25 protein-coding genes and 4 pseudogenes are annotated in these 25310 nt (G+C 68.5%); 15 read left to right on the forward strand and 14 right to left on the reverse strand.

Translation table 11 applies throughout. The annotated features are described in order from the left end of the window. Positions 1-165 precede the first annotated feature (165 nt). The 4 genes from ABZS42_RS21880 to ABZS42_RS21895 all read left to right on the forward strand — a co-directional run bounded on the left by ABZS42_RS21880 (position 166) and on the right by ABZS42_RS21895 (position 3242). Positions 166-351 carry a hypothetical protein gene (locus ABZS42_RS21880; RefSeq protein ID WP_355148018.1) on the forward strand — a complete coding sequence of 62 codons (186 nt, stop codon included), beginning with the start codon at positions 166-168 and terminating at the stop codon, positions 349-351. 160 nt (positions 352-511) lie between these two features. Further along, positions 512-679 (forward strand): LuxR C-terminal-related transcriptional regulator, encoded by a 168-nt coding sequence (locus ABZS42_RS21885; protein WP_355148020.1) that lies wholly within the window; start codon positions 512-514, stop codon positions 677-679. A 67-nt stretch (positions 680-746) separates the two neighbouring features. Then, a complete protein-coding gene (locus tag ABZS42_RS21890) occupies positions 747-1241 on the forward strand; it encodes a hypothetical protein (RefSeq protein ID WP_355148022.1) in 495 nt (164 codons plus the stop codon). Positions 1242-2447: 1206 nt separating this feature from the next. Beyond that, positions 2448-3242, forward strand: coding sequence for a class I SAM-dependent methyltransferase (locus ABZS42_RS21895; protein WP_355148024.1), 795 nt, complete (start codon positions 2448-2450; stop codon positions 3240-3242). 44 nt (positions 3243-3286) lie between these two features. Here ABZS42_RS21895 and ABZS42_RS21900 read toward each other — a convergent pair. From ABZS42_RS21900 to ABZS42_RS21915, 4 genes and pseudogenes are all read right to left on the reverse strand, one after another. Beyond that, a pseudogene (locus ABZS42_RS21900) lies at positions 3287-3412 on the reverse strand (hypothetical protein); the annotation flags it as partial. 239 nt (positions 3413-3651) lie between these two features. After that, positions 3652-4863, reverse strand: coding sequence for a hypothetical protein (locus ABZS42_RS21905; protein WP_355148026.1), 1212 nt, complete (start codon positions 4861-4863; stop codon positions 3652-3654). A 384-nt stretch (positions 4864-5247) separates the two neighbouring features. Beyond that, positions 5248-5448, reverse strand: a complete 201-nt coding sequence (locus ABZS42_RS21910) for a hypothetical protein (protein ID WP_355148028.1) — start codon at positions 5446-5448, stop codon at positions 5248-5250. Positions 5449-5584: 136 nt separating this feature from the next. Then, entirely contained in the window at positions 5585-6403 is an 819-nt protein-coding gene (locus ABZS42_RS21915) for a carbon-nitrogen hydrolase family protein (protein ID WP_355148030.1), read from the reverse strand. A 404-nt stretch (positions 6404-6807) separates the two neighbouring features. Here ABZS42_RS21915 and ABZS42_RS21920 point away from each other — a divergent pair, with 404 nt between their 5' ends. The 6 genes and pseudogenes from ABZS42_RS21920 to ABZS42_RS21945 all read left to right on the forward strand — a co-directional run. Then, positions 6808-8016: an MFS transporter gene (locus ABZS42_RS21920; RefSeq protein WP_355148032.1), complete on the forward strand. Its 1209-nt coding sequence runs from the start codon at positions 6808-6810 to the stop codon at positions 8014-8016. 40 nt (positions 8017-8056) lie between these two features. Next, positions 8057-8275, forward strand: coding sequence for a hypothetical protein (locus ABZS42_RS21925; RefSeq protein ID WP_355148034.1), 219 nt, complete (start codon positions 8057-8059; stop codon positions 8273-8275). A gap of 107 nt (positions 8276-8382) precedes the next feature. Beyond that, positions 8383-8676, forward strand: coding sequence for a hypothetical protein (locus tag ABZS42_RS21930; RefSeq protein WP_355148119.1), 294 nt, complete (start codon positions 8383-8385; stop codon positions 8674-8676). A 224-nt stretch (positions 8677-8900) separates the two neighbouring features. Further along, entirely contained in the window at positions 8901-9680 is a 780-nt protein-coding gene (locus ABZS42_RS21935; RefSeq protein ID WP_355148036.1) for an alpha/beta hydrolase, read from the forward strand. Between the two features lie 34 nt (positions 9681-9714). Next, entirely contained in the window at positions 9715-10131 is a 417-nt protein-coding gene (locus tag ABZS42_RS21940; RefSeq protein WP_355148038.1) for a hemerythrin domain-containing protein, read from the forward strand. Between the two features lie 317 nt (positions 10132-10448). Beyond that, positions 10449-10874: pseudogene (locus ABZS42_RS21945) on the forward strand (transposase); the annotation flags it as partial. A gap of 53 nt (positions 10875-10927) precedes the next feature. Here ABZS42_RS21945 and ABZS42_RS21950 read toward each other — a convergent pair. The 3 genes from ABZS42_RS21950 to ABZS42_RS21960 form a co-directional block, all read right to left on the reverse strand. Beyond that, entirely contained in the window at positions 10928-12172 is a 1245-nt protein-coding gene (locus ABZS42_RS21950; protein ID WP_355148040.1) for an IS256 family transposase, read from the reverse strand. A gap of 80 nt (positions 12173-12252) precedes the next feature. Further along, positions 12253-12501, reverse strand: coding sequence for a hypothetical protein (locus ABZS42_RS21955; protein ID WP_355148042.1), 249 nt, complete (start codon positions 12499-12501; stop codon positions 12253-12255). A gap of 651 nt (positions 12502-13152) precedes the next feature. Next, the gene (locus ABZS42_RS21960) at positions 13153-17034 is read right to left on the reverse strand and encodes a S8 family serine peptidase (protein WP_355148044.1); all 3882 of its coding nucleotides are present in this window, start codon (positions 17032-17034) and stop codon (positions 13153-13155) included. A 143-nt stretch (positions 17035-17177) separates the two neighbouring features. Here ABZS42_RS21960 and ABZS42_RS21965 point away from each other — a divergent pair, with 143 nt between their 5' ends. After that, positions 17178-18362: a LuxR C-terminal-related transcriptional regulator gene (locus ABZS42_RS21965; protein WP_355148046.1), complete on the forward strand. Its 1185-nt coding sequence runs from the start codon at positions 17178-17180 to the stop codon at positions 18360-18362. Between the two features lie 113 nt (positions 18363-18475). Here the strand turns inward: ABZS42_RS21965 and ABZS42_RS21970 are convergent. The 6 genes and pseudogenes from ABZS42_RS21970 to ABZS42_RS21995 form a co-directional block, all read right to left on the reverse strand. Then, positions 18476-18655, reverse strand: a pseudogene (locus ABZS42_RS21970) (hypothetical protein); the annotation flags it as partial. Between the two features lie 152 nt (positions 18656-18807). After that, on the reverse strand, positions 18808-19719 hold the full coding sequence (locus tag ABZS42_RS21975; RefSeq protein WP_355148048.1) for an NADP-dependent oxidoreductase: 912 nt from the start codon (positions 19717-19719) through the stop codon (positions 18808-18810). A 44-nt stretch (positions 19720-19763) separates the two neighbouring features. Beyond that, positions 19764-20144, reverse strand: a complete 381-nt coding sequence (locus tag ABZS42_RS21980; protein WP_355148050.1) for an MmcQ/YjbR family DNA-binding protein — start codon at positions 20142-20144, stop codon at positions 19764-19766. Positions 20145-20188: 44 nt separating this feature from the next. Next, positions 20189-20836: a nitroreductase family protein gene (locus tag ABZS42_RS21985; RefSeq protein WP_355148052.1), complete on the reverse strand. Its 648-nt coding sequence runs from the start codon at positions 20834-20836 to the stop codon at positions 20189-20191. A gap of 57 nt (positions 20837-20893) precedes the next feature. Beyond that, positions 20894-21715, reverse strand: a complete 822-nt coding sequence (locus ABZS42_RS21990; RefSeq protein WP_355148054.1) for an isocitrate lyase/phosphoenolpyruvate mutase family protein — start codon at positions 21713-21715, stop codon at positions 20894-20896. Positions 21716-21793: 78 nt separating this feature from the next. After that, positions 21794-22282, reverse strand: coding sequence for a carboxymuconolactone decarboxylase family protein (locus ABZS42_RS21995; protein WP_355148056.1), 489 nt, complete (start codon positions 22280-22282; stop codon positions 21794-21796). A gap of 177 nt (positions 22283-22459) precedes the next feature. On the opposite strand from ABZS42_RS21995, the gene ABZS42_RS22000 reads away from it, so the two are divergent. Together ABZS42_RS22000 and ABZS42_RS22005 are read left to right on the forward strand one after the other, a co-directional pair. Beyond that, the gene (locus tag ABZS42_RS22000; RefSeq protein ID WP_355148058.1) at positions 22460-23095 is read left to right on the forward strand and encodes a TetR/AcrR family transcriptional regulator; all 636 of its coding nucleotides are present in this window, start codon (positions 22460-22462) and stop codon (positions 23093-23095) included. A gap of 124 nt (positions 23096-23219) precedes the next feature. Further along, positions 23220-23414, forward strand: a complete 195-nt coding sequence (locus tag ABZS42_RS22005) for a hypothetical protein (protein ID WP_355148060.1) — start codon at positions 23220-23222, stop codon at positions 23412-23414. 127 nt (positions 23415-23541) lie between these two features. Here the strand turns inward: ABZS42_RS22005 and ABZS42_RS22010 are convergent, their stop codons facing one another. Beyond that, complete coding sequence (locus tag ABZS42_RS22010; protein WP_355148062.1) at positions 23542-23898, reverse strand: hypothetical protein; 357 nt, start codon at positions 23896-23898, stop codon at positions 23542-23544. Between ABZS42_RS22010 and ABZS42_RS22015 the strand changes: the two are divergent. Further along, a pseudogene (locus tag ABZS42_RS22015) lies at positions 23857-24732 on the forward strand (lanthionine synthetase C family protein); the annotation flags it as partial. The gene ABZS42_RS22010 and the pseudogene ABZS42_RS22015 sit on opposite strands and share 42 nt — an antisense overlap. 26 nt (positions 24733-24758) lie before the next feature. Next, entirely contained in the window at positions 24759-24989 is a 231-nt protein-coding gene (locus ABZS42_RS22020; RefSeq protein WP_355148064.1) for a nucleotidyltransferase family protein, read from the forward strand. Positions 24990-25310: the final 321 nt, after the last annotated feature.

Genomic DNA, 25310 nt, shown 5'->3' on the forward strand with positions numbered 1-25310 from the left:
GCGGGCGTGCTGGACGTCATCGAGGCGGAGATGGAAGACGTACCGGATCATCTACAGTGGGCGATGAACCGTGCCGGGTCGGTTGCCGATGTCGATGGCGCGAGCGCAGTTGCTCGGCATGCGTGATCGCAATCCGAGCCAGGCACGGTTCATCGCCCACTGTAGATGATCCGGTACGTCTTCCATCTCCGCCTCGATGACGTCCAGCACGCCCGCGAGGTCCAGGCCCCTGGCTTCGCCGCCACGCCTTCGGTGGTCAGCGCCCAGCCGGCACTCGCGACCACCGGACCCGGATCGGCGAACCAGGCCACGCGCAGCTCCTCGGAGTGCGGATTCCTCTTCACCACATAGTTCACGAGCCAGTCGTGCACCTTGGACGCGCGCCTCGCGCAACATCACGTCGAACTCGGCACACTCGAACGCTCTCGGGCGGCAGATCAGGATCGCCAGCAGTGTCACGGTCTCCCAGAGTTGCCGCGCGAGTTCCTGCCGCGTCTTCAGCCGCTTCGAGGTGGTCTGGCTCACATCAGCCTCCTGTCCAGTCACCGCCCGTATCGCCCGGCGCTTCGGCCTGAGCGAGAAGACCGCCCGCAACCAGCACTCCGCGGTGTTCGCCAAGCTCCGGGTCTCCGACCGCGTCCAGGCAGCCCTCATCGCCCGCGACGCCGGCTTCCGGTAGGCCGCCGAGTGAGAATCCGCTGGTGGCCTAGAATTCGGCGCGACGGCAGGTCTGATCGGGGCGGACGATGGACGACGACGCGCTCGCCGCCTCGCTGGCGGCACACCTGGCCCGGCTCACGTTCGTGGACCGGTCGACCGACGAGGTCACCGCGCTGCTCGTCGACGCCGTCGCCGGCTGGGGCGAGGCCCAGGGCTTCCGCGTCTACCGGCGCGCCGCGAGTGTCGTCCCGCTGCCCGCCCCCTACCAGGACCGGCACTCGGTCGTGGACGTCGCCTGCGCGCGCACCGGCGCTCGTCCCGTCGTGATCGAGGTGGACCGCACCGACCGCCGCCGTACGGTGGAGAAGCTGCTCGCCGAGTGCGACGCCGGCCGGGTCGCGCTCTGGGTGCGCTGGGGTCCCGGCCCCTTCGCCACGCCGCCCCCGCCGATCCGCCTCGTCGCCTGCGAGGTGGCGGTGCGCCACCACCGGCACTCGCGACTGCCGCCCCGCCCCGCGCCGCAGCACTCCGCGCCGGCCGGCGCCCCGGCCGAGCCGGTCGAGCTGCCACTTCCCGATTGAGCCGGCGTCCCCGCTGGGTGACCGGTTTCGCCGCGTGGGGTTCGGGGCACCTCGGTCGCGTGAGCCCGGCGACCCGGTCGGCGGCGCGCTCGCCGGACGGGCGCCGTGAACGCTCCGCACCGACGAACCGGAGGCAGGCGATGCCGGCAGGATCGAGCCCCAAGAGGGAACGGCAGTACGAGCACATCAAGGCGAGCGCGAAGAAGCGTGGCGAGTCGCCCGATCGAGCCGAGGAGATCGCCGCCCGTACGGTCAACAAGGAGCGGGCGCGCTCCGGCGAGGTCCACACAGCGAGCCGCTCCTCGAGTAAGGACGTGTCGTCCGGGCACCGGGGCGGTAAGCGCTCGCACAGCGGCGCCCAGGGGCGGACGAAGAACAGCTCTACAACGAGGCGAAAAAGCTCGGCGTCAAGGGCCGCTCGTCGATGTCCAAGGCGGAGCTGGAGAAGGCCCTGTCCCGCTAGCGCGGTGTCCACTAACGTTCACCGGGTCCCTTGACGAGGCGCTGGTGTTTCCGTCACGGGGGTTTACAGGACAGACTCGTCGTTGGGCCAGGAACCGGATTGCGAGGGTCCGAACTTCTGCTCGAGAAAATCCACCTGGCTGCGCGATGCCGACCTCGCCTCCCGAGCCCGACGAGCCACTACCAGCACAGACAGGCGAGTGACGTTGAAGTATTAGTGCCCTCGCCACCGTCGCCGGCCCGGATCCCGAGGATGTCCCGGTGCCCCTCGACGGTGACCGCCATGACGACGTAGAGGGGCCGGTTCGCGACGTGCCCGTCCCTCGCTTGTCGGGTGACAGGCGGTCGGCTGACGGGATGCGCGCAGCCTTCGACGAATCCAATATGGGCACCGGCACATTAACCGTGAGCGGCGCTCACGGAAGCGCAACGTAGACGAATGTGACCATCACCAACTCGGCCACCCGGTAACATCGTGCGAAAGCCAGGATCGGGCTTCGTGATCACGGGCGGATAGCCCTTTGCCAACCACTCGGACATGAACGCCTATCTGAGGTTTGCTGGTCGTACCGAAGTCATCGGGACGACTACTACCGGCGGGTCGTGCGTGACGATCCTGGCGGGCGGCTGAGCCGCGGTTCTCACCTGGCCGGCGTCGAAAAGGCGGCGCGGGAAACGGGTCAGGGATTGAACTTTGGCTGACACCCCGCCCGAATGCGCCCGGTCAATTTATGGAGGAGCAGGATGGGCGGAACGGATCTGGACAGCTGGTCGGCCGTCGCCGCGGGCTGGGCGAAGCTCTGGGGCGGGTTCCCCGAGCCCGCCTGGAGTGCCGTGGTCGAGGCGAGCGGGATCGGTCCGGGCTCGCGCGTGCTCGACGTGGGGTGCGGCAGCGGCGAACTCCTCGCGTACCTCGACCGGCTCGGGGCCTCGACGGCAGGCGTCGACCCTGCGCCCGGCATGGTCGAGGTCGCCCGCGCCCGGGCGACTGGGGCCGACATCCGGCTCGGCCATGCTGAGCAGCTTCCCTGGCCGGACGGGGAATTCGACCTGGTGACTTCGTTCAACGCCCTGCAATTTGCCGACGACATCCTTGACGCCCTCTCCGAGTTCGTCCGCGTCGCGGCGCCCGGCGGCCTCGTCGCGATCTCCAACTGGGCGGAGACCGACCGCAACGACCTGAACACGATCGAGGACGCCATCGCGTACGCCGCCGGCGAGCAGCGGAGACCCGTCGGCGGACTATGGCAACCTGGTGGTCTCGGCGAGCTGCTCGGCGCCGGGGGGCTCGACGTCGTGTCCGCGGGGCTCGTCGAGGTCCCCTGGCACGCACCCGATGACGACGCGCTCGTCCAGGGCGTGCTGTTGGGCGAAGATCCAGCCACCATGGCTACCGTGGCACCCACGGTGATCGCCGCCGCCCGGCGGTTCCGGACCCCCTCCGGGGGCTACCGCCTCGTCAACGCGTTCCGGTACGCCGTCGGGCGTACGCCGGGCGGCGCTGTCGAGTCGAGTGTCGGCGCGGTGGGGGAGGCCTGAGCGGTGCTGTCCTCGACCCCTGCTTGGTGCCCCGGTGGCCGGCGCTACCAGCCGCGCAGTCGTGGCCAGACCTGGCGGACCGCCCGCGCGCCTGACTCGCGTAGCTGATAGACGTCGTGCTGTGCCGCCGTCGCGCACGCGTGGATCGGCAGCACTCGCACCTGCGTGCCGACCGGACGGTCGGGTGGGCCGCGTAGTGCTCCAAAGTGGCTTCACTGGCTCTGAGCGCACCAGTCAGTCCGACGTCGATCAGCTCGCGTTCCGTGTCGCACCTGCGTCCGCCGGGTCGAGGTCTGGTTCAGTGAACTGCCGGTGGTGCCCATTCCTCGCTCAGGGCGATCAGCAGGCGCTGGCGAATCGGGAAGCATTTCGGCGGCGGCCAGCGTGTTCCTTCGGCCCGCTGTGTTCGTTAGCCGTCCAGGCCGGCGTAAGCGCGTAGCGCCTCGTGAGTCGTCGGCAGGCCGTGTTGGCGGAGCGGGCCTTGAGGCCCCGATGAGCCGAACACATGCGGGTTCTCGATGAGCCAGGCGACCACCGTCTGTTGCGCCGCCGTCAGTTCCTCGAAGGCGCGGCCGTGATCCGCCTCCATCTGCGGAAACGCGCGTCCCAGCACCACGTTGAAATGGTTGTGCCAGTTCGACGTGGGTTGCTCGGCGAGCACCGCCGCAACGAGTTCCGACCGCACCTGCTCGGCCACTGGCGCGGCGAAGGCGTCGAGTACCTCGAGTGCCACATCGTTGGGGCTCGCCGACCAGATTGTCTGCCCGGTGTCCTCTTGGCGAATGGCCCCCCATCCGCGTAGCTCGGCTATTGCCGAGTCCGGCACCTCTTCACGGGCCAGCTGCGCCCACGCCACAGCGGCCGCCCATCTCAGGTCGGGATCCGTACCGGCAAGGTTCCTGTCGAGCAGGTCCGCTACAGGCGGTGTCAACGCACCGCCGACCAGTCCCAACGCGAGCAGCGCCCCTCCCACTATCTGCGTCGGGCGCTTGTCGTCGGAGGCGATTTCGAGCAGGCGGGGGCGGATCGACGTCATCTCCTCCGAAAACCAGGCCAAGGCATGGATCGCCTCCCCGACTACCTCGGCGTCTGCGTCAGTCAGACAGGTCAACAGCAGCGGGACGCCGGCCCGGACCGCGTCGTACGCGGCAAGCACGTGCCGGCGCTCGATCAGGCGCCCCTCGGGCTTGGTGAGCGGAAAAGGCTGCCTCTGCCCTGTGCTGACGGCCTCGTACCAATCCTTCATCGCCTGCGACCAGCGGCGCCAGGTCTCCTCGGGGACCTGGGCCACGTCGTCGCGGATTTCGGCGATGGGGAAGCCGCTGGCGGGTATGTCGTAAGGCGGGTAGCCGACAGCGAGGCAGGAGAGCAGCTGAATGATTTCGTGCCGGGCGGGCGTGGTGGGGTCGGCCAGCAGCTCCAGCAGGAACGGGACCGCGTATGCGGTGGCCTCGTAGCGGGTGCCCTGGTGATAGATGTTGCCGTACAGCTCGTACATCGCCGCGCTACGGACCTCGGCGTCGGATGACCGCAGGTCACGGATGAGGCCAGGCACGTCCTCGGCACTCCCGTACGCGTGCGTCAACGATGCCCAGTCGATGCCGTCCAGATCAAGTCGCACCGGCCGGATTCTCCACGAGGTGAGCCCAGCCACCATCGGGTACCCGGCTCGCGCGACGCGTACGGGCGGCGGCGTCCTCCAGGTCCCGCCGCTGTTCTTGGTGGGCCTTCGCGCGATGACCACCCGGGCCTACGTCTTGGACAGCCAGCCGCGCTCGTGGGCACGCCATCCCAGCTGCAGGCGCGATTGCGCCCCCGCGGTCTTCATCAGCTGCTGCATCCGGCGTACAACGGTGCGGCGGCTCATCCCGAGGCGAGCCCCCGCCGCCTCGTCGGTCGTCCCGGCGACCAACAGGGACAGCAGCTTGCGGTAGGCGTGGCCATGGCCGCCCTGCGAGCTCAGCGAGGTGGGGATGCGGGCTAAAACTGCCGATGGCGCGGTAACTCAGGGCAGGCTGCCATCGGCGCGCTCGGCGATGCGGCCGAGGGATAGCGTGGCCAGTTCAGCGATCGACGCATCAGCATCTGCGACGTGGCTGATGCCGGCGACCACGACAGTCCCTGAAAGGTTCGGGTCGTTCACACCGTCGCCGACGAGCCAGCTGTTCTTCTCTGTGTGGACGACCTCGCGGGCTGGCTCCGTCACCCCGTGAGTACGCTCCGCTGGATGACCGCCAATACCTGGTAAGAGAAGCGGTCATCGGAGAACGGGAAGTCGATCTGGCGGAATAACTCGTGCGGCACCGACGAGCATGCCCCCTCAAGATCCCGGTACAGCGCGATCAGGGGCTGGTCCGGTCGGTGCTGCGCGGATCGCTGACCCGGCGGTCGGCGTAGATGTGACCAGCACGTGCGACATCTCGCCACGGCTGAGCTTTGTTAAGCGCGATGTCGAGCACGGGATCGGTGCGGTCCAGGTCGATGCAGATCACGTCGGGCCCATCCGAGCGGGCGTGCTTCAACGCGTGGCCATGCGGGCCGAGAACCGCCGATGGCGTGGTCGGCGCACACTGGGCGGGCACGGCGATGCTGACCCAGAACCCGTTCACCGCGGCATGGCCGCGGGCGATGACCTCGAAGACCGGGTCCTCGGAGAAGGTGGAGAACAGCACGCAATCCACGCCCAGGACCCGCTGCTGCGTCCACAGCTCGGGAAAGTTCACCTCGATACAGACCAGGCACCCGAAGCGGAATCCGTCCACCTCGAAGGTGCAGGCGTGGTCCCCGGGTGTGTAGAAGCCGTTGATCTCGGCGTGAGACAGGAACCGCTTGTCATACCGGTCGACCAGCTCACCACACTCATCGATCACCCACAGCGAGTTGTGCGGCCAGTGATCGCCGGACAGCCGGTGGTTGCCTCCGGCCACGACCCAGACGCCGAGTTCCGCGGCGAGTGCCATCGTGCGGTGCAGCTGCTCGGTGACCGGCGCCCAGTCGATTCGCCATCCGGCGTAATGCGGTTTCGCCGCGCCGGCGTACCCGGACAGCGCGCCCTCGCCGAGATGGACGAGCCGCGCGCCCTGGTCAGCGGCGTGGCGCATCGCGGCGCGGATCGCCATGCCATTCGCACGCGGGTCCGTGGTGACCTCGGTCTGCGCCACGGCAATCCGGATCTTCTCAGCGGTGCTCATCCGCGGCACCGTAACCGATGGACGAACCGCGCGTCGACGGCTGGATCGCCGCCACGGTCCGTGCGGGTCGCGCCATGATGCGTGCGCGGATCTGTCGATGTGGGCGCAACGAGTCACTGCCACGGGTTGCCGTCGCCTGGCCGGTCATGCCCGTAAAAGCTTGAGCCGCAACGGCAACCCGGCTACCCTGCGCAGGCTGTTGATCCACAGTTAGGAGCTGAGATGCGCCTCGCCATGGTCACGGTGCCCGCTTCGCCGCGAGAGCACACCGCACACTGATCGTTCGCCGCCGGAAAGACCTAGCCGGCGGTGTGGTGCTCCTCGCCGCGGAGCGGTCCTACGACCGTTTCCCTTTCTTGGCTCGAGGAGCTCTTTTGCGTGCCCTTGCATCCGCGCGTCTGGGCGCGGATTTCACCAAACTGTGGACCGCTTCGGCGGTGTCCAACATCGGCGACGGTGTCACCATGGCTGCCGGCCCGCTGTTGGTCGCCTCCGTCAGTGACAATCCGGCCCTCGTCGCCGGAGCCGCCTTCGCCCAGCAGCTGCCCTGGCTGATGTTCGCCCTGATCAGCGGCGCCTACGTCGACCGGCTCGACCGGCGCCAGCTGGTCGTTGCCGTCAACCTGGTACGCGCAGCCGCCCTGGCCGGGTTGGCGGCCACCATCGCGACCGAGACCGTCACCGTGCCCATCATCTACACGGTGCTCTTCCTGCTCGGTACCGGAGAAACCCTCGCGGACACCGCCATGGGTGCCTTACTCCCGTCGGTGGTCGCACCCGAGAAGCTGCCCAGCGCCAATGCGAGGCTCTACGCGAGCTTCACCATCGGCAACCAGTTCATCGCGAAGCCGTTGGGCGCGTGGTTGTTCGTCATCTCCGCCGCCGTACCGTTCGGGCTCGACGCGTTCACGTTCGCTACGGCCGCAGCTCTGATAGCCGGTATCCGGTTGGGTCCCACGCTGGAGCAGCAACCCCAGCCGGATGCCTCGTTGCACGACGAGATCGCCGCCGGTGTGCGGTGGTTGTGGCGGCACCGGCTGCTGCGGACCCTCGCCGTCACCATGGGACTGGGCAACATCGCGTTCGGCGCCGCGTTCGCGGTGTTCGTCCTCTACTGCCGGCAGCGACTGGACCTGTCCGACGTCGGCTACGGCTTCCTGCTGACCGCCTTCGCGGTCGGCGGCCTGTTCGGTACGACAGTCGCCGCCAAACTCACCCGAGCCCTCGGGACCACTACCGTCCTACGTGCCGGCCTGGTCATCGAGGTCGTCACGCATGTGACCCTGGCGGTCACGACGACGCCCTGGGTGGCCGCGGTCATCCTGGTCGTATTCAGCATCCACGCCATGGTCTGGGGCATCACCGTCGCCTCCGTCCGGCAGCGGACGGTGCCCGAAAACCTGCGCGGTCGGGTCGCCAGCGTGTACGCACTGCTGGACCTCGGCGGAGCCGCGCTGGGCTCCCTCCTCGGCGGTCTGTTCGCCAGCGTCTGGGAGATAACCACACCGTTCTGGATCGCCGCCGTGGTGATGACAGCGGTCACCACCCTCGCCTGGCACCGATTGCGCGAAGCAACCGCCTAACAACCCCACCCGGCCCCGAGCAGCCAAGGCAAGCGCCTACGTGACCGCAGCGGTGCGTGGTCACCGGGCTTGGGAGGAGTACCGCGCCGAGCAGGCCCGTCGGGGCTATCCACTCAGCGAGCAGGGTATGGCCGCCGCCCGGGCGCGCCGGTATGAGCTGCAGGCCGCGTGGCCTGAGGAGCGGTACGCCGCCCTGGAGCAGCGGGTCGCTGATCACCTCGCCTCGAATGAGCCCGGCCGGCAGGCGCCGGCCGCGTGACCGCCGAGGACGAGGACGACCGGCCTGTCACGCTGATGTTGGACCGCTCGGCGGTGCTGGCGTACCTGGCCGGGTCCATCCACACCACTTAGCCCGTAGGTGAGGTCATTAACGACCGGCAGCGGTTCGGGATCACTGCCGTCACCGTCGCCGAGACCCAGGCGATGCTGACAGACGCGAAGGACCGGGGCGACCTACACGTGCTGCTGCGCATGGCTGCCTGCGCGGTGCTGCCCACCTGGGGTGAGTCTTGGCAGGAGCTGAGCTACTGGCGGGAGGTCACTGGCCGCGCTGACCTGGCCACGACCGTACGGGCGGCGATGGAGCACAGAGCGTCGATTCTCAGCGGCGAGGGCCACCGCTACGGCGAGCGCCTGCCCGTCATCGACATGTCCGAGTGATCGGGGCACGGCGAGTACGCTGATCAGCCTCCCATCGGTCGTACTCGGCCGCCTCATCGGCGGTCATGTCGCGGGCTCCGATGATCAGCCAGTCCAGCGGCCGGCTCGTGGCCCGCACGGTCACGACCAGGTGCCGGCCCATCTGGGGGTCGCGGTTATAGTGCCAGCAGCGTCGCGTGCCGGTGGCGGATGGATCGTCAGGCATGGAGGCGTCGTATCGAGAGGTGGCTACGGCCATTCCCACCCCAATTTCACAGAAGATCACGCTTTACCCCGCCGAGGACCGGTTCTTCGGCCCCCGACCCGCCGTCCTCGTCCTGCCCGGCGGCGGCTTCCGGGAACTTCCACCGCACGAGGGCGAAGGCTACGCGCGCTGGCTGTCCGGCCTCGGCATCCACGCCTTCGTCCTGTCCTACCGGCTGCTGCCGGACCGGTTCCCGGCCCCGCTCGAAGACGCCCGGGCCGGGTTGGACCACATCCGCAACGGCGACCACGGCCTCGACGTCGGCCGGGTCGGCGTCATCGGATCAAGCGCAGGCGGCCAACTCGCCGGCCTGCTCATGACCGGCCGGGTCCTGTCCATCGAGGAGGGCGTCGCCAACCCGCCCCGACCGGACTTCGCGATCCTGGCCTACGCGCTGGCCGACCTCGACCTGCTGCCGCCGCCGGTGGTCGAGAACCTGCTCGGCGACCTGCTGCCCATCAAGGACGAGCTATCCCCGGCCAAGCATGTGGACGCGTCGGTGTGCCCGACCTTCGTATGGGCCACCGCTCAGGACCCGCCGGGCCTGCCCAACGCCCTGGAGTGGACCCGGGCGCTGGCGGCCGCCGCGGTACCGGTGGAGTTGCACGTCTACCCGGGCGGCAGCCACGGCATCGGCTTGGCCGACGGCGTGGAATACGGCGGCGAGCCGCATAAGTTCATTGCGCGCGAGCCGCACACCGCGTCCTGGACGACCGCGTGCGCTGCCTGGCTGCGACGGGAGGGCGTTCTTGCCGACTGACCGCGTCACCGCCTGGGGCGGAGAACTACAGCGGGTGCACGGCAAGCTGCGCAATGCGCTGGCGCTGGCGCGGGCGGGACTGGACGGCGGCGACCCCGCCGACGCCGCCACCGACCTGCTGTTGTTCTGCCACGGGTTCTGCGCTGCCCTGTCCGGCCATCATCGCGCCGAGGACGGTTCGCTGTTCCCGGAACTGGTACGGGCGCGACCCGACCTGGCGCCGGTGGTCGCGAAGCTGACTCAGGACCACAACATGATTGAGCACCTCATCGGTGGATTGCAGAAGGCGGTGGCCGACTCGACCGACCCGGAGGTGGCACACCGTCATCTGGACGGGATCGAGGCGGTCATGGAGACGCACTTCAAGTACGAGGAGAAGCAACTGGGAGCGGTGCTGGACAGCATGGATGCCGACTTCGACCGTACCGAGATCTTCGGCCCGATTAGCTGAGCCGCGTCCCGTTCGCGCCGTCCGCCGACGGCGCGAACGGGAAATCACCTGGGTTCGAGCGGAACCGCCACCGCCTCGCCCGGGTCCTGAACGGCGGCCGCCGAGGTTTCGCTGAAGCGGTGAGACGGACCCGTGTCACGAACCGCGACCGGCGCTAACTACACGAGCCGAAGGGCGCGATGTGGTTCGTGGCTTCTAGCCCGTGTTTCGTAAGTGGGCGTGGGCCGGGTGAGGTCACGGCGTGGCGGTGATCGATAACTGAAGAGGTCTCCGGTAAGTGGGTTAGCGACCAAGCAAACCTGAATAGCGGCGACCTCGTGGCCAGCCTAGCGGCGTCGGCGCGGCATGACCTGAGCGACATCCAGTGGCAGCACCTGCACCCGTTGTTGCCTGCGGAATCGTCGATGGGAAGACCGTGCAAGTAGACCAGACGACAGATCATTGATGGCATACGGTGGCGGGTACGCACCGGTGCGCCACGGCGTGACGTGCCCGCGAACTACGCCCCATGGCAAACGCTGTATCGGTGGTTCCGCCGCTGGCAACGTGACGGCACCCGGGCCTGCATCCTGGCCGGGCTCCAAGCCGCCGCCGACGCGGCCGGGCGCATCGACTGGACCGTCAGCGTCGACTCCACGATCAGCCGCGCCCATCATCACGCCGCCGGTGCCCGCCGTGACGGCGACCAGCAGAAAGAACCACCCGGCGGGATCCTCACCGAGCCTGCCGATCACGCACTGGGGTCGCGTCCGCGCGAGTGGTGTAAGAGACGGCCATCGCGGGATCCGGTCTGATGTTATGCGGCGATCGAGGTGGGGTCGTCCTGGCCGCTAGCGTGTTGGTCGGGCCGGATGATGATCGTTCGGGCTTTGGCGAGGAGTTCCAGGCCCATGTAGCGGCGGCCTTCGGTCCATTCGTCGGTTTGCTCGGCCAGGACCGCGCCGACGAGGCGGATGATCGACGGCCTGTTGGGGAAGATCCCGACGACGTCGGTGCGGCGGCGGATCTCCTTGTTCAGTCGTTCCTGCGGGCTGTTCGACCAGATTTGGCGCCAGATATCGCGCGGGAAGCCGGTGAACGCCAGGAGGTCGTCGCGGGCGGTGTCGAGGTGCTCGGCCGCGGCCGGGAACTTCGCTTCGATCGTGGCGACGACTCGCTGGAACTGGGCGTGGACGGCGTCGGTGTCGGGCTGGTCGAAGATCGTGCGCACGAGGGTGGCGATCCACGGCTGGGCGGACTTGGGGACCTTCGTCAGCAGGTTGCGCAGGTAGTGAGTCCTGCATCGCTGCCACGTGGCCCCAGGCAGGGCAGCGCCGATGGCGGCGACGAGGCCGGCGTGTGCGTCGGAGATGACCAGGCGGACGCCGGTCAGGCCGCGGGCGGTCAGCGACCGCAGGAACGCCAGCCAGCCGGCGCCGTCCTCGTCGGAGGCGACATCGAGGCCGAGGACTTCGCGTTGGCCGTCGGCGTTGACGCCGACGGCGATCAGGGCGTGGACGTTGACGGTTCGGCCCGCTTCGCGGACCTTCATCGTCAGTGCGTCCATCCACACGAACGTGTAGTGGGTGTAATCGAGGGGCCGGTTGCGGAACGCCTCGACCTGGGTGTCCAGGTGGGCGGCCATCTCCGACACCTGCGACTTCGACAACTGCCGGATCCCGAGCTGCTCGACCAGCTTCTCCACCCGCCGCGTCGATACCCCGAGCAGATAACTCGTGGCCACCACCGACACGAGTGCCTGCTCGGCCCGCCGCCGGTGAGTCAACAGCCAGTCCGGAAAGTAGCTGCCCTGCCGCAGCTTCGGGATCGCCAGATCAATCGTGCCCGCGCGGGTGTGCCACTCCCGCTGCCGGTAACCGTTACGGGAGTTGCCCCGCTCGTCGCTGCGTTGCCCGTAGCCGGCGCCGCAGATCGCGTCGGCCTCGGCGGACATCACCGCCTGCGTGAACGTGCGGATCATCGCCTGCAACACGTCCGGCGACGCGCCCTCGATCTGCTCGCGCAGCAGCTCAACAGGGTTCACACTCTCAGATGCGGCCATCGCGTTCTCTTCTCCTGCTCTGACTTGGTCGTCTCGAAGGATCGACGCGATGACCGTCTCTCATCTACGCAACAGGCCCATCACGGGCAAGTCGTACACCACTCCCGTGGACGCAACCCGCCCGCTCCGCCGAAGCCGGCGAACCCGGAGAGATCCCTCTTCCTGGGATACAACACCGACCACTGCTCGGATGCCTGACGCAGGAGGTCCGGCTGACCGCGCCGCCGTTGCCAGACCGCATCGAGGGAGACCCCTGCGGCGGCGGCCAGGCCGACCAACTGGTCCAGGACACCCGCCATCGTGTCGCTGGCGTGCTCAGGCAGAAGCATGTCCTCCATCCGTGTACCGAGTGCGAACGCCTAAATGCCGGTCAGCTGAGGGTCCCTCGGCAAGCGGAGGCTGAGTTCGAACTTCCCGCGAGGGTTCTTCTTGTAGAGCTGGTACACGCTGAGTCTGTGCGCACGGTGCACGAGCGTGTTGCCGCATGCTGAGCGTCCAGGGCAGCCAGCCGTACGGGCCCCGCTCAGCCGCGGCCATGATCCCGCTGAGTACGGTTCCTGCATCGCCCGTGCCTCGCTGCCATCGGTTGCCAGGAGTTTATTGCGCTCCGGTTCTATCCCGGCGGAAGCCCGCCTCAGCATCGACCAGGCAGCAGTCACCAGGTCGGTGCGGAGACTCAGGACACCGATACCGGATCCGGCGATTGCGTCCAAGGCGCTACCGCACGAGGCGAAGAAGCCGGCGACTGCGGCTTCGATGCGGTGTTGACGACGCTCCTCTACTGGTCCGCGAAAAGCGAAGGGATTCGGTCCGGCCTTGACGGTGTTCTGATACCAGGTCGCCTCGGCGTGCACGATTTGGTGGAACTCGGACACGTGCCACGCCGCTGTCTGTAGTGACGGACGGCGCCGCGAGCACCGAGCACCCCGGCCCGTCCGTAAGGGTGGACGGGCCGGGGTGCCTCAGTCGGTCGGTGGTGCTCAGTAGGTGAACCGCGACAACCCGCCGGCCCACGCGTCGACGACGTACCCCGTGCGGGTGGTCGGGTCGAGGTAGAGACCCTGGCGCGCGGTGAAGTCGAAGTTGGACGCGCCGATCGTGGAGTTGACCAGGTTGACCATCGGCTTGCGGGACAGGACCGTCCCGGTGTCGGGGTCGATGAGCGTCACCTCGCTCATCGGGTTGTTGTCCGTGTCGTGGTCGGCCTCGTAGAGGCTGGTCTGGACCAGCACGTGGTGGGTGGCGTCATAGGTCAGCCACTCGGGGCCGCGGGTGTCGATGGTCTTCTCGGGACCCTTGGTGATCGTGGCCTGGTCCATGGTCAGGAACGAGCTGAGCGGGAAGTTGCCACCGTACGGCTGGTGGGCCCCGACTGAGACGTACAACTTGTCGCCCTTCCCGTCGGGCGCCACGGCCGCCGTGCAGAGCGGCATTGTCGTGGCCGGGCTGACCGTCTGCGCAGCGACGTCCACCTTGACCATCCAGTATCCCGCCCGGCCCGTGAGGCAGGGGGCCGCCGTGCCGACGGTGGTCGCGAAGACCGTGCCGCTGGAGGAGTCGACGGCCAGGTTCGAGAACGTCCTGCCGCGGTTGTTCGGGTTGAGGATCAGCGGGCCGGTGGCGTCACCGGTGGCCATGTCGACGGTGTAGAGCAGGCTGTAGCCCTGCAGGCTGTCGTACACCTCGATGTAGCCGCGTCCTCGAGCCCGGTCGACCGTCCCGCCGTCGAGGTAGCTCTGTCCGACGGTGAGGCCGGGCAGGCTGTCGACCTGCGTCGACTTCACCACGGTGTCAGTGGCCGGGTCGATGACCCGGACCTCGGCCTCAGTGCCGATCAACGGGCGATGCAGCACCAGGGCATGCCCGCTCGCGGCGTCGATGCCCTTGATGAGCTGCAGGTGGGAGCCCGGGGCGCTGTGGTTGATCTTCGTACCGCGGGTGCCGGAGGCGAGGTCGTACGGCACCGTGGCGGAGTCGACCAGGCCGATCCCGTCGAACGTGTCGGCCGAGATGTAGGCCTTGCCACCGTCGACCACGAAGCCCTCGACCGCACCGTCGATGCGGTCGCCGTCGTCGTACTGCAGGAACGAGGTGGCCGAGGCCTGGCCGATCGGCCGGCCGTGCTTCGTGGCGATGACGCGAACCGGGTACTGCAGCCCGGTCGTCAGGTCCAGCGTGTCGAGGTCGAGCACGGTGGTTCCGTTGGTCGCCGCCAGCTCACGCCACACCGTTGAGGCGTGGTTGAAGCCGTCGTCGTCGCGTTTGGTGCCGTTCTGGTTCGTCGCCGTGTTGAGCGTGCCGGCCAGGGTCGGGGCCGGCGCCATCACCTCCACGGCCGCGCCGGTCGCGCCCTTGACGCCGCGCACGTCCCAGCTCACCGGGACGCGCGCGTCGCCACGGCGCACCGCGGCCGCGTGGACGTTGGGTCCGAAGGTGATCGGGGCGGGTCGCTGGTCGGCGCCGGGGCCGACGCGGAAGGCCCGGAAGTCTCCCCATATCTTCAGGTAGCCGCCGAGCGTGGCGGTCTGGAGGCCGACGCCGTAGAGGCCGCCGCCGCCAGGGGCGAATGCGGAGGCGGGGACGGTGACGGTGCCCTTGGTCTCGGTGAGCGGGGTGCTCCACGCCTCGTTGAAGATGTCGACGCCGGCCGACGGGGTGTAGTGCCCGACGCTGGAGACGACCAGGCGCGGGTTGCTGACGCCGCGGACGCCGGTCAGGTCGTAGGAGACCGCCACCGGCTTGCCGAGTGCCACCTTGCCGGGGACCGTCGGCGGCAGGGCCTGTTCGTAGGTCCCATCGGAGGGCAGGAACGTGAGCGTCCGCGACAGCTCCGCGACGACCGCCGTCCTGCCCTTGACCTTGTCGAGTGCCTGGAAGCGTACGTCGATGCGCTGCGGCGAGCCCGACGTCATCGAGAGGCCGGCGGCGTCGAAGAGCTCCTTCGGCAGAACCCGGATGCTCGGCGCCGCCGTCGGGAAGGTGCGGCTGCCGACGACGAGCTGGTAGGTCAGCCCCTTGGTGTCACCGGCGAGGTCCATCCCGAAAGTGATCGGGGAAACCATGTTCTGTCCGGTCTTGTCGCCGTTGGCGTCGGTGGGTCCGGCCAGGTCGATCGCGTCGGGGTTGGTGTCCTCCTCGAACGACATGCCCTGCAGGCTCGGGATGACCTGACGCTCGGCGATCGAGAGCCGGGCGGCGGTGCGGGCGATGGGGAAGCCGCGCGAGAGCACCTTCTCGAAGGCCCGGGTGACGTCGATCTGCGGACCGACGTGGAGTTCCTGGTCGGCCTGCATTGGGGTGGCGACAGGGCGGGCCGTGTCGGTGAGGATCTGGCGGACCTGCTTCGGGGTGAGGCCGGTGCCGGTCGCCTTACCCGCCTGCAGGACCACCGCCGCGGCGGCCGCGATCATCGGCGCTGAGGCGGACGTGCCGCCGCCGAGCTGCAGGCCGACGGCCTGGGGGCCCTGGCGCTCCGCGTGGAAGAACGCGGGCAGGTTGTCGCCGGGGGCGGACAGGTCGATCCGGGACCCGAAACCCGAGGCGTAGGCGGCGGCGCCGTTGTAGCGGGTCGTCGGCCAGACTCCCTTGCGGACGTCCGGGCTCGTCAGCGTGTCGTCCACCGTCGTCGAGCCCGCGGCGATCACGCCTGTGTCGGTGACCTTGGTCGGGACCGTGGTGGGCGCGATGTCGTCCAGGTCCGTCTGGTCGGACTTCTTCCCGGTGCGCTCGGTCGGCGTGCTGCCGCCGTCCGGGCCGACCGAGACGGGCAGGGCCAGCCGCGTGCCGTCGTTGGAGCTGACCACGACGACGATGCCGGAGGCGACGATCTTGCGCAGGGTCTCGCGGATCTCTGGGATGTCCTCAATCCAGCGGCCGGGGAAGCCGAGGTTGGTGTCGGTGCCGGCGCCGAGGCTCGCGGTGATGACGGTCGGCCGCGGGTTCTGGTTGGCGGCGGCGATGAACGCCTGGTTGATGCCCTCGAACGTGGCCTCCTCGGCGACGACGAGACGGTAGTCCGCCCCGGGCGCGATGCCGAGCAGGTCGGTAGCGCCCTCGCCGAGCGCCTCCGGTCGTTGCTGGTCGTGAGGGAGCGGCGCCATCATCGAGAAGTCGAGCAGCACCTCGCCGAGCGCCGGATCCTGGCCCTCGGTGGTCCCCATGGGGTCGAGGGAGCCGTCGTCGTCGGCGGTGTACGTCGGGATGAGCGGCATCGACGGAATGTCGAGGTAGCGCTGGCCGTCCCGGACAACGGTGGTGTCGTCGTTGACGTCACCGATCGAGACGTTGGTGATGATCTGGCCCGCGCCGGGCAGTGCGTTCAGGTGGCGCTTCGCGTCGACGAAGGCGCCGACCGCGTTGACGCCCTGTGCGTTGAGCCAGGACGAGAATGAACTGGTGAGCGCGTCGTTGGTGGGTACGCCGACGGCGTCGGTCGCAGCCGCGGCCTTCGCGCGCGCCTGGGCACCCTTTGCGACCTTCTCGGGCAGGTGGATCGAGGTGTTCATCGTGCCGATGCCGACGGCACCGGAGCCGACCTGGTAGGTCTGACCTGCGGCCCGGGCCTCGATGGTCTCGATGCTGGGGCTGTACGTCGTACCGTAGCCGCTCATGCCCGCGACGGGTGGCACCACGAACGGGCGCTGTCCGCCCTTGGGGTCGGTGACGGTAGCGGTGCCGTCGTCGTACCAGGTCACCTTCGAGCCGTCGTCCAGTGTGTGGTGGTGGGCGGCCGGATCGGCGCCGGCTACGGGAACTCCGGGTGCGGGGGAGGCGCTGGCCGGCGGTGTGCCGACGGCGCCGAGAGCACCCACGAGCAGGAAGGAGGCGAGGACGGAGACCGTCCTCGTAGAACTCCCGGACATCGTGCTCCTTCGGTATGCGGAGTCGGGTGGAACGCACCCGACATAGAAGAACCGTCGGGGTCGTAGACTTCCGCCACAAGGCATCGAGCGGTGCGACTCCGGGCAGTTGCGCAAGTGTGAAGTGCCGCGCGGAGGAGGGTCCGGTGAACGAGCCGACGACCTGGTGGTCCGACGCCGGCTTGCCGCCCGCCGCGGGGCAGGTCCTCGAGCACCTCGTCGCGCACCCGGAGTCGACGCCGGCCGAGATCGCGCAAGCGCTCCGCCTCCCATCGCGGGGCGTCGCCCTCGCACTGCGGACGTTGAGCGACGAACTGCTCGCCGTACGAGTGAGCCTGAACCCCGCGCGGTGGAGCGCGAACCCGCCCCGCGCCGCGATCGAGTCGCTGCTCACCCGCCGCAGCGCCCGGCTCGCAAACGTCCGTCTTCAGGCCGAGCGGCTGCACGAGCTGTACACCGAAACCGTCGACCGCCGTTTCATCAGAGACCAGTTCGAGGTGCTCGACAGCCCGCAGCGCCTCAATGCTCGCTATGAGCACCACCTGCGCTCGGCTCAGCGTGAGGTCCTGCATCTGGTCATGCCGCCGTACGTCGCTCCCACAGAGCAGCTGCCGGAGCGGATGGGCGCGCAGGGCGAGGCCATGGCCCGGGGCGTGCGCTTCCGCTCCGTCTACGACAGCGGCAGCTTCGACGACGAACTTTCGCTGCGGACCGCGCGGGAGGGCGGCAACCTCGGCGGTCAGATCCGGCTGAGCAGCGATCTGCCGATGAAGCTGGTGATGTTCGACGACCTAGCTGCGATCATGTCGCTCAAGCCGGACGATCCCGCGGCCGGCTCGCTACTCGTCTATGCGCGGCCGCTCCTGCGCGTGCTGCGCGTCCTCTTCGAGGAGCTGTGGGAGCACGGCCAGCCGTGGAGCGAGGCCGGGCCGGTCGCTCCGCCCGACCCCGATCTGAGGCCGGCGCCTGACCCTCGGATGCTGCAGGTGCTGCGCTTCATGGCACTCGGCATGAAGGACGACGCGATCGCCCGGGCCCTCGGGCTCAGCCGGCGCACCGTTCAACAGACGGTGAGCGATGTCGGCGCTCTCCTCGGGGCACGCACCCGGTTCCAGATCGCGCTCAGGGCACAGCAACGGGGCTGGCTCGACGACGTGCCGGACGATCCAGGCCACCCCGACCTCTGCGGCGTGCGCGGTTCCTGCCGTTATGACCGCATGACCCTCCGTGGGCGGCCTGACGGGACAGGGCAGTCGACAACCACGTCAACCACTCAACGGCGCCAGCGTCCGACAGTAGCGGCGGACAACCTGAGTAAATCCCCTGGATGACCGCGCCCGCGGGCTACCTGCAGGGGCGAGCTGCCTGCATCGCAGTCGTCGACGTCTCCGCCGTCGTGACGACCGGGCCCACCTGACGTCGGGCAGCGCCCGCGGTGTTGGTGTCAGGCTGCGCGGGTAGCTGGCTTTCCCCGGCGTCGTTGTCGTTCGCGGCGGATGCGGGCGCGTTCTTGGCGTTGAGCGGCCACTACGTCGGGATGGCGGGCGTTGGCGTTGCGCCGGCGCGGGTAGGCCTGCGGTTCCCGGGTCATCGCGGGGTGGTTCCAGCCGGCGATGACGAAGACCGCGCACCGGACACGAGTTCCTCGTGTCCGCCGATCCCACAACGCAACGGCGCCACCGCCCTTCTCTCACAGCATTGTCACGAGGGAGCCGGCCTCACGGCGGACGAGCACCATGACTTCGGCCGATCTGCCACGTCCTTCTAGCGCGGACGTCAGAACTCGAGGACGTGCTTGACCCCACCCGAGCGGCCGCCCGCGACCTGGTCGGCGATCGCGGCGCCGTCCTTGATCGGTGTCGTCTGGACGTCAAGTCTCAGTTCGCCGGAGGCGGCGAGTGCCGCGAGTTCGCCGAGTGCCCGTCCGTCGGGCTGCACGTAGAGGTTCGAGGTGGTGATTCCGCGAATCGGGTCGGGTGCGTCCGAGGTGATGGAGGTGAGGCGGCCTCCGTCGGTGAGCAGTTCGATCGCGTCCTCGGCGGTGCCTCTCGCGGCGATGAGAACGGCGTCGAATCGGCGGTCGCTATTCCGCGCCCAACCGTCAGCGTGGGTGTCGATGACCTCGCTGGCGCCGAGGGCGCGGAGCTGATCGGCGCGGGCCGGCCTTGCACCGGCAACGACCTCGGCGCCCCGCAGGTGGGCGAGTTGCACGGCCAGTGACGCGGTGGGGCCGGAGGCTCCGACGACGAGCAGGCGGGTGGTGGCGTCGACGTGGAGCTCGTCGAGGGCCTGCTGGGCGGTGAGCCCGGCGACCGGGAGTGCCGCCGCAATCTTCGGAGCCAGGTTCTCGGGCAGTCGTGCGACGTGCGCGGAACGGACCAGGACGCGCTCTGCCCAGGTGCCACTGCCGCCCGGCAGGGGCACCTCGTGGACCAGCACGAGGTCTCCCGTGCGGAATTCGGTCTCGTCCGGGCCGGTCGCGATCACGCGGCCGGCGGCTTCGACGCCCAGAGCGGCGGGCGGAACGAGGCCGACGTCCCATCCGCCCGTGTGAAGCAGGGCGTCCCACGGCCCGATCCCTGCCGCGACCACCTCAAGGATGAGCTCGCCCGCGTCAGGCTGACGGGGGTCCGGAAGGTCGAGGATCTCCAGAGCGCCGTTGGCGGCTCGAACACCGAGTCCGATCATGATTTGTCCTTCTGTGTTGATTCTGTTCGTGCGTGTTTCGCGTTTTAGGCGGCCGGGTTCATGCCCGGGTCCACGGGCCGCTTGGACTTCGGGAGCTTGTCGACCACGAGCCGGTACGAGTCGGCGACGAGTTCCTTCACAAGGTTCTTATCAAGGCTTGGACCACCTGCTGCCGTGATCCAGTGCTTCTTGTCCATGTGGTACCCGGTCGTGATCTCTGCGTACTGCTCGCGCAGCGCAACGGCCTCGTCCGGATCGGCCTTCAGGATCACAACGGGGTGCCCCGGCATGTCGGTCATCAGCATGAAGACCTTGCCGCTTACCTTGTACAGCTCCCAGTTCGGGCCGACACGGTGCTCGAACGTCACGTCCGGCAGCTCTGTCGCGTACTCGTTCGCGACCTTCTGGAGTTCCTGTCCATCCATGGCTGATCAACTCCTCTTACGCTCGGTTCGCCCGGGCGGGCCGCTCAGGCGAAGGTGAACAGACGCTCGGGCGCGAACCGCGACACCGGGGTCTTGTACTGCTTCGCCTCGTCGGGGTAGCCCAGCGCGAGCAGCACGGTGGTGGTGTATCCGGTTGCGCGGATGTCGAAGGCCTTGTCCACGCTGACTGGGTCGAAGCCTTCCAGCGGCATGGCCTCGACGCCGAGCTCGGCGGCTGCCATCATCGTCAGACCCATCACCATGTAGGTCTGCTTCTCCATCCAGTGGTACTCGTCCTTGTAGCCGTATTTGCGCAGGTTCAAGAAGTCGCGGGTCATGAATTCCCACCGCTCCTGCTTGGCCGCATCCGCGAACCGGCCGTCGGCCCGCTCCTTGCTGAACACCGCTTCGAGGTGGTGCTCGGGTATATCGGCCCGAGTGGTGAGGATGATGGTGTGCGAGGCGTTGAGGATCTTCTCGGCGTTGTCCTGGAACCGCTCGCCGAGGTTGGCCGCCAGCCGCTGCTTGCCCTCCTGGCTGGACAGGACGTAGAAGTGATTCGGTTGGATGTTCGTCGACGTGGGCGCCGAGCGCAGGAACTTCAGCAGTTGCTGAAGAGTCTCGTCCGGGATCGTCTTGCTGCCGTCGAAGTAGCGGCTGAGGTGCTTGCTCATGAGCTTGTCGAGATCCATGTCATCGTGCTTTCTGTGGTGATGAGTCGAGGGATGCGTAGCTGGTGAAAGTCGGAGCTAGGGTTTGCGAGCGAGGAGTTCGCCCACCCGGTCGAAGCTGATGCCTGTCGTGGCCGAGGCGATGTCGCCGGCCTTGAGCGCCGCGGCCGCCTGTTCGAGAGCGCCCATCGCGTGGGTGTAGAGCGCGGGGCCCAGGCTGATGCGCTTGACCCCGGCCTTCTGCAGTTCGGAGACGGTCAGCACCTGGTCTGCCGGTGAGATGAGAACGTTCACGGGTGTCGGCGCGACGGCGGTGACGATCGCGACCAGGGATTCGAGGTCGGGCGGGAACGGTGCGTAGAGCACGTCGGCGCCGACCTCGGCGAAGGCGGTCAGCCGTCGGATGGTGTCATCGAGGTCGGGCCGCCCCTGGATGAAGTTGTCGGTGCGAGCGGTGACGACGATGCGTCGCTTCGCCGCGACGACCGCACTGCGGACCCGGTCCACCGCGTCGTCGAAGTCGCGGATCGGGTCATCGGGATTCCCGGTGGTGTCCTCGATTCCGATGCCGGCCATACCGTGCGCGACGGCACTGTCAACGGTCACGGCGACGTCCTCGGCGGTGACGCCGTAGCCGTCCTCGAAGTCACCGTTGACGGGCAACCCCGTGATCCGGCCGAGCAGCTGCGCGTGGTCGAGATGCTCGTCGCGGCTGATGCTGTGGCGTCCGTCGACGCGGCCGAGCGCGGCTGCCAGGGCCGCCGACGACGTGCCGATGGCCTCGAAGCCGGCATCTGCCAGGATCAGCGCCGACACGCCATCCCAGGCGTTCGGCATGACGAGGCCCTGTTCTCGGGTGTGCAGTGCCATGAACTTCTCATAGAGCTCAGAGCCGGACACGTCGTTCCTTTCCAGTGCGGTTGATCAGGGCGAGGGTTCGACCGGTCGGGTCGCTCTTCTCGCGAGTTCGGTAAGAGCTCATGCCAGATCGGGGGCCGGGATGTCGACGTCGGTCAGGTTGACGTTGTTGAGGTAGTTGGTCAGCAGTGCCCGGACGACCAGCGTGACGATCGCCAAGATCTCCGGATCGGTGTACCCGGCCCCCCGGACGGCCGCGAGGTCGGCGTCACTGACCCGTCCGCGCGTCTCGATCACCCGCTGGGCGAAGCGAGCCACTGCGGCCCGCTTCGGATCGACCGAGCTTCCCGCCCGCGCCAGCTCGATGTCCTCCACGGACATGCCGCCCTTCAGGGACCCGGCCGTGTGCAGCGCCAGGCAGTAGTCGCAGCCATCGGCTTCGGACACGGCCAGCGCGATCGTGTGGCGCGTCCTCGCGTCCAGGAGCCTGGCCGCCTTCGTCTGCACCGTCATGACGAGGTCGAGGACGGTCGGGTTCGACGCGAGCATGGTGAACATATTCGGTACGAAGCCGAACTGCGCACCGACCTGGTCGAGCGTGCTCCGCACGTCGGCGGAGGGCTCATCGGCAGGAAGAACGTTCAGGCGTGGCACAGGAAATCCACTCCAGTCCATGTGGTGGTCGGTAACCGACCTGGGTCAAGTTTTGGGCTGAGCGGCCCACTCCTCAGATGGAACACTACACAGGACTGGGCTGTCAAGCCCACTTTTGATAAGATGTGAATCATGACGTCCACGACGGCAGCGCCACAGCCTCGCCAGCTCACCGAGAAGGGGCAGGCGACGCGTGCCCGGATACTGGAGCACGCCGCCGCGCTCATCTACGCCGAGGGCGTCCACGCCACGAACAACGACAAGCTCCGCCGCGCCGCCGGCGTCAGCGGGTCGCAGATCAACCACTACTTCCCGACCAAGGAGAGCCTCGTCCTGGCGGTGATCGAATGGCAGGCCGAACGCGTCCTCGGGCTCCATCGCAGCGAACAGTTCGACAGCTTCGAGAACCTCGAGGGGTTCCGAAAGTGGGCAGCCTTCTATATCGGGTACGAACGCGCCTACCACGAAGGCTGCAGCCTCGGGTCGCTCGCCAGCGAGATCATCAAGACCGACCTCGACGTTCACGACGAGCTTGCGGGGGCGTTCGCCCAGTGGCGAGAGATCTTCCGCGACGCGCTCCTCCGCCTGCAGCGGCAGGGCCGTCTGAGTAACGAGGCTGACCCCGAGAAGCTCGCGAGCCTGCTCCTCGCCGCGTTCCAGGGCGGCATGCTCCTCGCACAGGTCGCCCGGGAGATCTCCCCCCTCAGGGACGCCCTGGAAGCGGCTCTCGACTACCTCGAGACCTTCGCGATCCCACACGACAGATAGGTAGTTGGACAGAGTTCGCCGCTCGAGATCGCTAAGCCGGGCACGCGGCGGAACAACTCCCCGACGTCACCATTGGGTGCGATCTCTGCCCCCGACCGACGGATTGCTCGTGTGGTCCCGGCCGGTGACGCATCGGCATATCGCCGCCGCCTTCTGGACTGCCACCAGCGACGATTGGCACCTGACCACCTACCGCACCATCGGCGGGGGACTCGACGGCAAACCACTCCAGCGACACTGCGAGCAGGTGGGGTGGCTTGCTCCGACGAACACCGTGCAGGTTCACGAGCAGCACCTGCTGTCCGGCAAGCGGCGCTGACTTCGCGCTGGATGCTGAGGTAAGAGCCTCTGCGTCTATGCCTGTCCCAGCGTGGACCGATCATGGGTGCGGGTGGGTCCCGGCGGGGTCGAGGCGGAGGACCCCCGGGGCCGGGATTGGTGCACCATTACTGATCCTTTGCGATCGATCTCCGAAACGAGCCCCACGCGACGAAGCGCGCGAACAGATCGCGTGGGCTCGGTCCGTCGCTGGGGTTCAGGTGGTACAGGTCGTGCATCGCCTCGTACATCAAGCCCGCAAGGTAGATCGCCAGGGTTGCCTCTTGACGCGCGAACTCGGCCTTCAGATGTAGCCGGGCAGAAGCGCAGGGCCACGGATGGCCGCACGCCCGGCAGGCCCGAACCGGGCGCAGCGGAGTGTGTGGCGGGCTGGTTCGCGTGCGATGCCGTGGCCGGTCAGGATGTGGGCCCAGCCGCGGCGTGGCGCTCCCGCGCTCGCATTCGTCCTCGCCACCACCGACCATCCAGGGCTCGCCCAGGCACGAGCGGCGACCGCCGACGGCACCGCCACGGTGACCCGCCGACGACTCGACACTGCCCACCGCCGCATCGACCAACACCAGCAGCCGCACTACGCCGAGTACGACCTCATCCGCGGACTGACCGGACTCGGCGTCGTCCTGCGCAGGCTCGGCGATCACGAACTGCTCCGCCAGGTCCTGGACTACCTCGTCCGGCTCACCGAACCGCAAGGCGAACTGCCCGGCTGGTGGTGCTGGAACGGGTCCGAACGCCGCCAGCCACCGCCCGTCGGCGGTCACGCGAACTTCGGCATGGCCCACGGCATCACCGGCCCACTGGCACTGCTCGCCCTCACCCTCCGCGACGGCATCACCGTCGCCGGACACACCACGGCAATCAACCGCATCAGCCGATGGCTGGACACCTGGCAGCAGCACACCGACGGCACGATCTGGTGGCCGCAAACCATCACCCTCACCGACCTACACCGCGCAACACCGGCCCAGCGAGCCCCGCTGCGGCCGTCCTGGTGCTACGGCACCCCCGGCATCGCCCGTGCTCAGCAACTCGCCGCGCAAGCCCTGGATGACACCACCCGCCAGCACCTCGCCGAGACTGCCTTCACCACCTGCGTCACCGACCCCGAACAGCTCCGGCGGCTCACCGACCGAAGCCTGTGCCACGGCACCGCCGGACTGGTGGCTACCGCCCGCCGGATCGCTTCCGACGCCCTCACCTCGATACCTCTGGCTGCCGTAGAAGATCTCCACCAGCAGACCGCCCCCACCCCGAACGAGCCCGAGGGGCTTCTCAACGGCAAGGCAGGAGTCGACCTCGTCACCGCCGCCGCCAGCGCGGCGTCGTGTGGGACTGCGGACTGCCGGACGCCTGGGTCGGCGCCGGCGCGATCCGCGACCTCGTCAGGTGCGACGGCGACGGCTTCGATCCCTCGCTGGTGCGTGAAGTCGATGTTGTCTTGCTCGACTTGGCGGACCTGAGCCGCGGCAACGACGACCGGGCCACCCGGCGGCTGGTGGCGGCCTGGCCGGAGCTGCCGTGGGAGACGAACAACCAGGCCCTGTCCCGGCAGTAGCGATGCGGCATGGATATTCCTAGCTCGAGAGCTGCTGCGCTCGACCCACGGGCCGGGCGAGGATCGCAACCTGGTTGACCGTGCCGGCCGGATCGACGAGGGGCGCGGCTGGCTGCGCCAGCGCCGGGCGAGGATCGCAACATCGAGCGGGTCACCCGGTCCAGGTGCCAGGCCACGATGCTGTGCCCTTAGGTGCACCACGGAGGCGATCGTTTGGGAAGTTGTGGTTGACCGGCGTGGCTATAGGCGATGGAGATCGGGTCGGCCATGCCGGCAATTCTTCCACCCGAAGTCGAGATCCTGTGGGCCGCAAGTTCGCCT

It is taken from the genome of Micromonospora sp. NPDC005367, assembly GCF_040606825.1.
Classification (GTDB): domain Bacteria; phylum Actinomycetota; class Actinomycetes; order Mycobacteriales; family Micromonosporaceae; genus Micromonospora.

Bases quoted from the DNA above. Each gene is read 5' to 3' on its own strand.
- ABZS42_RS21880 (WP_355148018.1), top strand. From the start codon at position 166: ATGATCCGGTACGTCTTCCATCTCCGCCTCGATGACGTCCAGCACGCC.
- ABZS42_RS21890 (WP_355148022.1), top strand. From the start codon at position 747: ATGGACGACGACGCGCTCGCCGCCTCGCTGGCGGCACACCTGGCCCGG.
- ABZS42_RS21895 (WP_355148024.1), top strand. From the start codon at position 2,448: ATGGGCGGAACGGATCTGGACAGCTGGTCGGCCGTCGCCGCGGGCTGG.
- ABZS42_RS21950 (WP_355148040.1), bottom strand. From the start codon at position 12,172: ATGGCCGCATCTGAGAGTGTGAACCCTGTTGAGCTGCTGCGCGAGCAG.
- ABZS42_RS21955 (WP_355148042.1), bottom strand. From the start codon at position 12,501: ATGCTTCTGCCTGAGCACGCCAGCGACACGATGGCGGGTGTCCTGGAC.
- ABZS42_RS21960 (WP_355148044.1), bottom strand. From the start codon at position 17,034: ATGTCCGGGAGTTCTACGAGGACGGTCTCCGTCCTCGCCTCCTTCCTG.
- ABZS42_RS21975 (WP_355148048.1), bottom strand. From the start codon at position 19,719: ATGATCGGACTCGGTGTTCGAGCCGCCAACGGCGCTCTGGAGATCCTC.
- ABZS42_RS21980 (WP_355148050.1), bottom strand. From the start codon at position 20,144: ATGGATGGACAGGAACTCCAGAAGGTCGCGAACGAGTACGCGACAGAG.
- ABZS42_RS21985 (WP_355148052.1), bottom strand. From the start codon at position 20,836: ATGGATCTCGACAAGCTCATGAGCAAGCACCTCAGCCGCTACTTCGAC.
- ABZS42_RS22000 (WP_355148058.1), top strand. From the start codon at position 22,460: ATGACGTCCACGACGGCAGCGCCACAGCCTCGCCAGCTCACCGAGAAG.
- ABZS42_RS22010 (WP_355148062.1), bottom strand. From the start codon at position 23,898: ATGGTCGGTGGTGGCGAGGACGAATGCGAGCGCGGGAGCGCCACGCCG.